The 2,523-nt window shown below is 67.4% G+C and carries 2 protein-coding genes and 1 pseudogene; all 3 read right to left on the reverse strand.

What is annotated here, in order from left to right; genetic code table 11:
* Nucleotides 1-607: pseudogene (locus tag G3N95_RS40320) on the reverse strand (flagellar hook-length control protein FliK); the annotation flags it as partial.
* 64 nt (nucleotides 608-671) lie between these two features.
* Entirely contained in the window at nucleotides 672-1,121 is a 450-nt protein-coding gene (gene fliJ / locus G3N95_RS40325; protein ID WP_205975637.1) for a flagellar export protein FliJ, read from the reverse strand.
* 15 nt (nucleotides 1,122-1,136) lie between these two features.
* The coding region (gene fliI / locus G3N95_RS40330; protein WP_205975638.1) for a flagellar protein export ATPase FliI at nucleotides 1,137-2,523 on the reverse strand (1,387 nt) is incomplete at its 5' end.

Here is a 2,523-nt window from a genome sequence, read left to right on the forward strand (position 1 = left end):
TTGGCGTCTGGATCACAGGCGTGGTCGTGTTGCCGGCCACGTCGGTCGAAGCGGGCGTCGACGGCTGTGTCGCCGCGTTCGCTGCATTCGCCGCGTCCGTGGCGCTGCTCGCCTGAGCTTGCGCCTGTGCCGCGGCGGCTGCTGCTGCGGCGGCCGCAGCCGTCTCAGCCGCGGCGGCGCTCGTGGTCGGCGCGGCGTCGTTCTGCTTCGAAGCGGAGTCGGTCTTGTCCTTGCCGTTCGTGCCGTTCGCACCATTGGTGCCGTTCGCCGCGCTGCTTTGCTGCGTGCTGTCGGTCTGGCTCGCGGACTGCGTGCTGTCGGTGCTGTTCGAGCTGTCCGACGCATCGGTGCCGTTCGACGAATCGTCGGCGGGCGGCGCGTCGTGCACGCTCGAACCGTTCGATGCCGACTGCGAGGGCGACGGCGTCGGCGCGCTCGGCGCGGGAGACGGCGTGGGCGCGGCGGCCTGGTTCTGTGCGTTGATGCTTTGCTGCAGCGTGGTCGAGAACGGCAGCGCGCTGCCGGCGTTCGCGCCGTTCGACGCGCTGCTGCCCGATGTGCCGCTCGAAGAGCCGAGCAGCGAGTTGATCAGTGAAAGAGGCGACATGCTGGATCTCGTGTAGTCGTGTCAGTCCCGTTGCGCGCCGCATTGCATGCGGCGGGCGGCGTCATCACGCGCCTTCCGCGCGCATCCGGAGAATTCTTGCGCCGTATTCGTCGGCGTCCCGTTGATCGCGGCGCGCCGCGACCTTGGCTTCGGCGGCGATGCCGCGTGCTTCCAGTACTTCGTAAGAGCCGAGTTTCTGCTTGCTGCGCTGCCATTCCGGCTTGGCCGCTTCGACGCGCGCCGTCGCCGTCTCCAGCAACTGGCGCTGCTGTTCGATGGCGGCATCGAGTGTGTCGATGAATGCCTGAAAGTTGCGCATGTTGCCGGCAGGCATGCCTGCCTTGGCCGTCTCGGTGAAGCGGCGGTGATACTCGTCGCGGTATTCGATGAGCGAGTTCAGTTGCGCTTCGACTTCGTTGCGCTCGCGCTGCACGCGGCCGAGCTTGCGCGCGGCAGCGTCGACGTCGTCCTGTGCGAGGCCAATCAGCGTCTTGATCGGGAAGTGCTTGCTCATAAGCGTCTGTTACTCCTAGCCGAACAACGAGTCGAGGTGCGCCAGGCTCGCTTCGAACCCGGCGCTTTCGCGATAACCTTGCTGCAGGAATGCTTCCATGCGCGGATACAACGCGATGGCCTTGTCGAGCACAGCGTCGCGTCCCGCCGAATACGCACCGACGTTGATCAGGTCGCGATTGCGCTGGTAGCGCGACAGCATCTGCTTGAACTGACGCGTGCGATCCAGATGAGCGTCGCTGATGAGCGCCGTCATCGCGCGGCTGATCGACGCTTCGATGTCGATGGCGGGATAGTGGCCCGCTTCGGCGAGCGCACGCGACAGCACGATATGGCCGTCGAGAATCGCGCGCGCCGAGTCGGCGATCGGGTCCTGCTGGTCGTCGCCTTCCGTCAGCACCGTATAGAACGCGGTGATCGAGCCGCCGCCTTCGGGTCCGTTGCCCGTGCGCTCGACGAGCGCGGGCAGCTTGGCGAACACGGAAGGCGGATAGCCCTTGGTCGCGGGCGGCTCGCCGATCGCGAGCGCGATCTCGCGCTGCGCCATCGCGTAACGCGTGAGCGAGTCCATCAGCAGCAGCACATGCTTGCCCTGATCGCGGAAATATTCGGCCAGCGACGTCGCGTAGGCGGCGCCCTGCATCCGCAGCAGCGGGGAGACGTCGGCGGGCGCGGCCACCACGACCGAGCGCGCGAGACCTTCCTCGCCGAGAATCTGTTCGATGAATTCCTTCACTTCGCGGCCGCGTTCGCCGATCAGTCCGATCACGATCACTTCGGCGCTGGTATAGCGCGCCATCGTGCCGAGCAGCACCGATTTACCGACGCCCGAACCCGCGAACAGGCCCATGCGCTGGCCGCGTCCGACGGTGAGCAGCGAGTTGATCGCGCGCACGCCGACGTCGAGCACCTTGTGAATCGGCTCGCGATGCAGCGGGTTGATGGTCGGCGCCGTGAGCGGCGCATCGTTGCGCGAGTTGAGCGGGCCGAAGCCGTCGAGCGGCTTGCCCGATGCATCGACCACGCGGCCGAGCAGTTCCCAGCCGACGGGCAGACGCTTCGCACCGGCCATCGGATCGGCGATGGGCGCCGTCTCCAGCGGATACACGCGCGCGCCGGGCAGGAGACCGGCAACTTCCGTCGTCGGCATCAGAAACAGCTTGTCGCCGTGAAAGCCGACCACTTCGGCTTCCGCCATCGTGCGCGTGCTGCCGGGCGGCAGTTCGATCATCACTTCGGAACCGACGGCAAGACGCAGGCCGACCGCTTCGAGCACGAGACCGGCCGCGCGCGTCAGGCGTCCGCACGCGCGCAGCGGGCGCGCGATCTGGTTGCGTTCGCGCAGGCCCGTGAGGCGGTTGCGCCATGCCTGCAAATGCGGGTTGTCGAGCAGCGCGGGATCG

Source organism: Paraburkholderia sp. Tr-20389, assembly GCF_017104565.1.
Lineage (GTDB): Bacteria > Pseudomonadota > Gammaproteobacteria > Burkholderiales > Burkholderiaceae > Paraburkholderia.

Coding starts and splice junctions, on each gene's coding strand:
- fliJ (WP_205975637.1), bottom strand. CDS start 1,121: ATGAGCAAGCACTTCCCGATCAAGACGCTGATTGGCCTCGCACAGGAC.